A 6,854-nucleotide genomic window follows, 5' to 3' on the forward strand; every position below is an offset into this window, starting at 1 on the left:
GCCGGGGCGCGCCCGCCTCCCCCCCCCCCCCGCCCGGCTCATGTCGACGCTGCGATCAGCCCAGACTCACCCGACCGGCGTACCGGTGACGCAGGTCAACACCCGGCCCTGACCACGGGTGGCGTTCGAGGTGGTAGTGGCGAAACCGTGGGTTCCGAGCAGCAGTTCGGTCGCGGTGAGGTTCGCGGTGGCGTGCGCGGCGGTGGGTCGCTCGCCGAAGACGTAGAGCCGTCCGCCCGGCGCCAGCAGGCTTCGCATCCGAGCGATCAGTTGCGCTGCGTCGCCCAACCAGAAGAGGCTGACGTTCACCGCGAATATCTTGGTGAAGTGCTCGGCCGGCAAATCGGCCGACTCGAACCCGGCACGTCGGATCTCGGCTCTGCCGGCGTCGATGTGGTTGAGGTTCCGTTCGGTCGCGAGCCGCACCATCGCCGCGGCGCGGTCGATGGCGACGATCCGGCCGGTGGTGAGGTGGTCGGCGACCAGGGAGACCGCCGTGCCCCGACCGCACCCGATCTCCAGCACCCGGTCGTCGGGCTCGACAGCCATGGTCTGCACCGCCCAGCGCTGCCGATGAGCGGCCGTCACCCGAATCGACTCGTTCGCCGTGGGCGTCGGGTCAGTGCTCGACGCACCCCGGTCGCGGGTCGAGAGAGTGGACCTCACGACGTCACTCCTCTGCTCACACCTCTGATTCCACTCTCTCGGCGGAGTCGGTGCACCGTGTCCTCGGTCACCGCGCCCAATGGAGAAAATGCGACAGCCATCAGTGCGCGGGCACCGGTGTGACGTCCCCGAGGGCGTCCGTCGGCACCGGGACGTGCTTCGGAGCGCCGGCGTTCACCATGGCCGCGGAGACGAGAGCCGCCGCGACCAGGTCCGGTCCGGACGTCCTGCTACCCGACCTGCCCGAGGGGCTGACCACCACGTACGACTTCGAGGAGCGTGGGTGTTCGTCCTTGTGGGTGAACGACGCTCAGCCCCGGGCCACGCCTGTTCCCGAGCCGGCATGCTGCGACGGTGACGCCGGCACGGAGAGGGAATCCACATGGTTGACGGGGACGTGCCAGAGCGGATGCAGGCCGCGGCCTTCGACGAGTTCGGTGGGCCGGAGGTGCTCACCCTGCGGAAGCTGCCGATCCCGCAGGTCGCCGACGACGAGGTGCTGATCAAGGTCTGGAGCGCCGGCGTCGGGGTGTGGGACGCGTACGAGCGGGAGGGTGTGCTGGTGCCGGAGGGCTCGGCCCTTCCGATCGTGCCCGGCTCCGACGGCGCCGGAACCGTCATCGCCGCCGGCGGCAAGGTGACCGGCCTGGCGGTGGGCGACCTGGTCTACGTCTCCGCCACCACCCGGCCGAAGGGCGGCCTCTACGCCGAGTACGCGTCGGTCAAGGCAAAGTACGCGGCGAAGGTGCCCGACGGTGTGCCCGCCGAGCACGCCGGTGCCATGCCCACCGATGCGCTGACCGCGCTGGCCGGGCTCGACACCGTCAGCCTGTCGGCCGGGGACTGGTTGCTGATCTTCGGGGCGAGTGGCGGTCAGGGCCACCTGGCCGTGCAGTTGGCGAAGCGGCAGGGGCTGAACGTGGTCGCGGTGGCGTCCGGGGCGGACGGCGTCGCGCTGGTGACCCGGCTCGGCGCCGACGTCTCCCTCGACGGCCACGGCGACATGACCGACGCGCTGGCCCGGATCCGGGACGCGGCGCCGGGCGGGGTGAACGCCATCCTGGCGATGGCCGGCGGCGCGACGCTGGACCGGCTCACCGAGGCGCTGGCCGACGGCGGCGTGGTCGCGTTCGCCCACGGGGTGCGGCCGGAGCCGCAGGAGCGGCCCGGCGTCGTGGTCCGCCCGTACGACGGCGAATCGAGCCCTCGACAGTTGCAACGCCTCAACGAACTCATCGAGGCGGGGCCGTTCGTGGTGCACGTCGCGGAGACGTTCCCACTGGGCAAGGTGCGGGATGCGCACCAGCGCCTACAGACGTCCTACGCCGGCAAGCTCCTGCTGACGGTGGCCTGAGACCTCAGGGCGTGCGCTGTTGCGGCACGCGTACCGATGCCATGCCGGCCGCCGTCGCGGCCTGAATGCCCAGGTCGGTGTCCTCGAAGACCAGGCAGGACTCCGGGGGTACGCCGAGCTGCTCCGCCGCGAGCAGGAACGCCTCCGGGTCGGGCTTGGCCCGGGTGTAGTCGTCCGCGCAGACCAGCACGTCGAACCGGTCCAGCAGGCCGAGCGCGCCCAGCGAGGCGGTGACCGACGCTCGGGTGCTGCCGGAGACGACGGCGAACGGAACCCGCCGGTGCGCGTCGTGGATGTGCGCCAGCACCTCGGGCACCGCGGCGAGTTGCGGCAGCAACTCCTGGTAGTAGCTCTCCCGGCGCTCGACGACGACCGCCACCGGCATGGCCAGATCCTGCTGCTCGTTCAGGTCGACGATGATGTCGGCGGTGGGCCGCCCACCCCAGGCGTAGAAGAGCTCCTCCGGGAACTCGCAGCCCCACTCCCCAAGTGCCCGCTGCCAGGCCAGGTAGTGCAGCGGCATCGAGTCGACGATGGTGCCGTCGCAGTCGAACAGGTACGCGGCGAACGGCCCGGGAGGCAACGGCAGACTCACCCGGGAAGGGTACAGCTCACCCGGTCGTGACGCCTTTCAGCTGGCTGAGCAGGTACGCGCGCTCCGGTTCGGTGCCGACCAGCGTCAACGCGCTGCGGTACGCGGCCGCCGCCTCGTCGTACCGGCCGAGCCGGCGCAGCAGGTCGGCCCGCGCCGCCGGATAGGGATGATGGCCGCGCAGGCGCGGATCGTCGGCCAACTCGTCGAGCAACGCGAGCCCCGCCTCCGGTCCGTCCCGCATGGCCACCGCGGCGGCCCGGTTCAGCGCCACGATCGGTGAGGGCACCAGAGCGAGCAGCACGTCGTAGAGCGCCACCACCTGCGGCCAGTCGGTGCTCGCCACGTCGGCGGCCTCGTCGTGCAGCGCGGCGATGGCGGCCTGCACCGCGTACGGGCCGGGCGCTCGGCCGGTCAGCGCGACCACCACCAGGCCGCGCCCCTCCTCGATCATCTGACGGTCCCAGCGTCCCCGATCCTGGTCGTCGAGAAGGATCATGGCGCCGTCCGGCCCGGTGCGCGCGTCGCGTCGGGCGTGCACCAGCAACATCAGGCCGAGCAGCCCGGCGACCTCCCGCTCGGCCGGCAGCAGCCGGCGCAGGATCCGGCCCAGCCGGATGGCCTCCTCGGCCAGATCGATCCGTTGCAGATCCGGGCCGGAGCTGGCCGCGTACCCCTCGGTGAAGACCGAGTACACGGCCTGGAGCACGGTGGGCAGACGACCGGGCAACTCATCGGGGCCGGGCACCCGGAACGGGATGCGTGCGTCGCGGATCTTCTTCTTGGCGCGGACGAGTCGCTGGGCCATGGTGGCGGGCGGCACCAGGAAGGCCCGCGCGACAGCGGTGGTGGTGAGGCCGGCCAGGAACCGCAGGGTGAGCGCGCCGCGATCCGGCGCGGCCAGGGCCGGGTGCGCACAGGTGAAGAAGAGCGCCAACCGGTCGTCGGGCAGGTCGCGATCCGCGTCGGCGGGCGGGGCGTGGTCGGCCCGCTCGGCCTCCGCCTGAAGGACCGCGAGCCGGGTCGCCAGCACCCGGTCGCGGCGCAACCGGTCCACGGCCCGACGCCGAGCCGTGGTGAGCAGTCAGGCGCCCGGTCGACTCGGGACGCCGTCGGTCGGCCAGTGCGTCAGCGCCGCCTCGATGGCCTCGGAGGTGACCTCCTCGGCCAGGTCGAGATCGCCGAAGCGGCGCACGAGTGAGGCGAGCAGTCGGCCGCGTTCCTCCCGGAACACCGCCTCCACCGACGACCCGACCGTTGCCCTCTCACCCGGCATGCTCAGACCTGAATGTCGATCTCGGCGATCGGGCGGACCTGGACCGATCCGGTGCCGACGGCCCCGGGGCTGCGGGCCGCCCAGTCCAGCGCGGCGTCGAGGTCCGGCACGTCGATGATGTCGTACCCGCCGAGCAGTTCCCGGGTCTCGGCGAACGGCCCGTCGGTGATCGTGCGCTCGCCGTCCGCGCCCACCTGCACGGTCGTGCAGGTGGTCAGGTCCTGTAACGGATGCCCGGAGACCCAGACTCCGGCGTCCTTCATCTCCCGGTCGTAGCGAATCCAGTCCTCGAAGCTGCACCCGTTGTCGACGACCTCCCCGTCAACCATGGGACTCATGAACAGCAGCATGTACTTCATTCTTGGGCTCCTCTCGGTGCGGCGTGTCGCCGTACAGCATGACGACGAACGCGGACCGCGGATATCGACACGGCCCGGCAGGACCGGGCGCCCAACCTCAGGTCGAGGCGTCCGTCCGGCGTCGGCTCCGCTCCGCTCGCCGCCGCACCTGCTGGTACGCGCCGGTCAGCCCCATCGCCCGGCGTACCTCGAGCACGGTCTGGCGTACCTCCTGGCGGGTCCGCTCGGTGCCCTCGACGATCAGCCGGTCGACCAGACCCCGGTCGGCTTCGATCTCGGCCCGACGCTGTCGGATCGGCGCCAGGAACCCCTCCAGCGCGACGACCAGCCGCTCCTTGACCTCCACGTCACCCACCCGCCCGGCCCGATAACGCCGGGCCAGGTCGGTGACCTCGTCGCGGTCCGGATTGAAAATCTCGTGGTACGCGAACACCGGGTTGCCCTCCACCGTGCCCGGCACGTCGGCCCGTACCCGGTTCGGGTCGGTGTACATGCCGAGCACCTTGCGACGCACCGTCGCCGCGTCGTCGGAGAGCGCGATCGAGTTGCCCCGACTCTTGCTCATCTTGGCGGTGCCGTCGGTCCCCACCAGGCTCGGCGTGTCCGCCGGGATCAACTCGGGTACCGGGAACACAGGGCCGTACAGGTGATTGAACCGTCGGGCGATCTCCCTGGTCACCTCGATGTGCGCGGCGTTGTCCCGGCCGACCGGCACCACCTCCCCCTTGACGCAGAGGATGTCCGCCGCCTGGAGCACCGGGTAACCCAGCAGCCCGTACGGCATCTCCTCCTTGCCGGCGTCGCGAGCCATGTCCTTGAGCGAGGGCACCCGTTCCAGCCGCGGAACGGTCACCAGGTTCTGGAGGAGGGTGTTGAGGTCGCCGACCTCCGGGATGGCCGACTGGAGGTAGAAGGTGGCCCGGCCCGGGTCGACCCCGGCGGCCAGGATGTCGGTCACCATCTCGCGGGCGTTGCTGGAGACCTGGTCGATGTCCTCGCGACGGTTGCGAGTGGTGAGCATGTGCAGGTCGGCGATGATGAAGAAGCTCTCGTAGCGTTGGTGCAGCCGTACCCGGTTGGCGATGCTGCCGACGTAGTGGCCGAGGTGCAGGCGGCCGGTGGGCCGGTCGCCGGTGAGCATTCGTGCGACGGACATGGTGGTGCCTCTCGTTATCCGAAGGTGGGTCACGCATGGGCGCGCGCCGAGCAGGGCTGGCTCAGCCCTGCTCGGTCAGCGGAATCGACTCAGCGAGCCGTCCGCCATCGCGCGCCGGCGCGGAACCGCAGACCACCGGCACGGAGGACGTTCAGAAGTTGCTCACGGCCGTCACCGGAGCTGGTCGGGATCTCGGGCACGGCATCGAGGAAGAGGCCGTCGACCAGGTCGACAGCCTCGGATGCACAGTTGCCCGTCCGGACCACGGCTTCAGATTATCCGCCGATGGCGCCGGAAGGGGGAAGGTAGCTGTCGGCGTAGTAGCTGCCGACGCGTTGCCGTACTCCGGGTCAGCCGAAGCCGGGTCGAACGGCGGCGCTTCCTTGATCTGCTGTCAGGTCCGGTCGACGTGCACGACGCGTTCCTGGTGATCCACCCGCTCCACCGTCCCGGCCGGCAACAGCACCTTCCGGCCGAAGACCCACGGCCCGGTGAGCAGGTGCGCTGGCATACTCGGCTGCCATGGTGCTGTCGCGAGGGTGGAGTCTCTTCCTGGTCGGAGTCGGCGTCTGGAACTGGGTGATCTGGCCGAGGTTCGCGGTGGCCATCTGGCAGGACCCGAGGTCCTGGGCATCCGGCACGGTGGCCGACGGCGCGGCCACCAGCTTCCTGTGGGTGCACGCGCTGCTGATCGCCGCGTCGCTGGCAATCGGCACCACCGCGGGCGTCCTCGGTGTCCGAGCCTGGCTCGCGGCCCGGCGGCGGCAGGCGTCCTGATCGCCGCTGCTCCTGCGGATCAGGCTGCCGGTGCCCCCGTCCTGCTGGTGGTCGGCGAGTCCCGTTGCTGCCGGAACGACGTTGACCTGGGGAAACGGTCCGGGCGCGCGAATGTGACGCGCGCCGCTACCCGTGGATTTGACGATCAAACCCGCAGACGCGTAACTTTCTCTCTGCCAGCGCGGAACGGGGCAAACGGGACGAAGGTCCTGGAGCACCAAAACGGGGTGGCAACCGGGTCAGGCAGGGGTTCGCTCCTGCGGGACACGGTCCGGGCGGGGCTCGCCGGATCGGCCGCGAGGCGGATTTGGTGCGGCGAAGCCGACCGGGTAAGGTTTACGACCGGCAGGGAACCGGGCGAGACTGCGGGAAACCGCAGCGGCCGGCCTGCCGAATCCGACGACCTGACGCAGCGGTTCGCTGCTGCGTGAGTGCGCCGGCGCTGACCCGTACGAAGCATGACAGACCGGGACACACGGTTTGACACGGCCAAGACGGTGAGGTAACGTAGTAAAAGTGCCCGGCGCGAGAGCGGCGGGGACGCGGTACGGAAAAGCCCCGGTTGGGGTTCCACTGAGTGTGGGGCTTCTGGTCGGTGTGTGGTTGTTCTTTGAGAACTCAACAGGGTGCTTGTAAAGCCAGTGCCAATTATGATTTATACCCCGGACTGGTCA

At 70.5% G+C, this 6,854-nt stretch carries 7 protein-coding genes and 1 pseudogene; 2 read left to right on the plus strand and 6 right to left on the minus strand.

All coding sequences use genetic code 11. From position 1 onward, the window contains the following. Positions 1–66: 66 nt before the first annotated feature. On the minus strand, positions 67–666 hold the full coding sequence (locus ABZU52_RS31280) for a class I SAM-dependent methyltransferase (RefSeq protein ID WP_354974526.1): 600 nt from the start codon (positions 664–666) through the stop codon (positions 67–69). Positions 667–1,048: 382 nt separating this feature from the next. Between ABZU52_RS31280 and ABZU52_RS31285 the strand changes: the two genes are divergently transcribed. Further along, positions 1,049–2,020: an NADP-dependent oxidoreductase gene (locus tag ABZU52_RS31285; RefSeq protein WP_354974527.1), complete on the plus strand. Its 972-nt coding sequence runs from the start codon at positions 1,049–1,051 to the stop codon at positions 2,018–2,020. A gap of 4 nt (positions 2,021–2,024) precedes the next feature. Here ABZU52_RS31285 and ABZU52_RS31290 read toward each other — a convergent pair whose 3' ends face one another. The 5 genes and pseudogenes from ABZU52_RS31290 to ABZU52_RS31310 form a co-directional block, all read right to left on the minus strand. Continuing rightward, positions 2,025–2,615 carry an HAD-IA family hydrolase gene (locus ABZU52_RS31290; protein WP_354974528.1) on the minus strand — a complete coding sequence of 197 codons (591 nt, stop codon included), beginning with the start codon at positions 2,613–2,615 and terminating at the stop codon, positions 2,025–2,027. A 16-nt stretch (positions 2,616–2,631) separates the two neighbouring features. Next, a pseudogene (locus ABZU52_RS31295) lies at positions 2,632–3,888 on the minus strand (DUF6596 domain-containing protein). Between the two features lie 2 nt (positions 3,889–3,890). Next, positions 3,891–4,247: a YciI family protein gene (locus ABZU52_RS31300; protein WP_354974529.1), complete on the minus strand. Its 357-nt coding sequence runs from the start codon at positions 4,245–4,247 to the stop codon at positions 3,891–3,893. Between the two features lie 97 nt (positions 4,248–4,344). After that, positions 4,345–5,403 carry a tryptophan--tRNA ligase gene (trpS, locus tag ABZU52_RS31305; RefSeq protein WP_354974530.1) on the minus strand — a complete coding sequence of 353 codons (1,059 nt, stop codon included), beginning with the start codon at positions 5,401–5,403 and terminating at the stop codon, positions 4,345–4,347. A gap of 89 nt (positions 5,404–5,492) precedes the next feature. Further along, a complete protein-coding gene (locus ABZU52_RS31310; RefSeq protein WP_354974531.1) occupies positions 5,493–5,669 on the minus strand; it encodes a hypothetical protein in 177 nt (58 codons plus the stop codon). A gap of 256 nt (positions 5,670–5,925) precedes the next feature. Here ABZU52_RS31310 and ABZU52_RS31315 point away from each other — a divergent pair, with 256 nt between their 5' ends. After that, entirely contained in the window at positions 5,926–6,180 is a 255-nt protein-coding gene (locus tag ABZU52_RS31315) for a hypothetical protein (RefSeq protein WP_354974532.1), read from the plus strand. The last annotated feature ends 674 nt before the right edge of the window (positions 6,181–6,854 follow it).

This window comes from Micromonospora sp. NPDC005220, from assembly GCF_040607895.1.
Lineage (GTDB): Bacteria > Actinomycetota > Actinomycetes > Mycobacteriales > Micromonosporaceae > Micromonospora.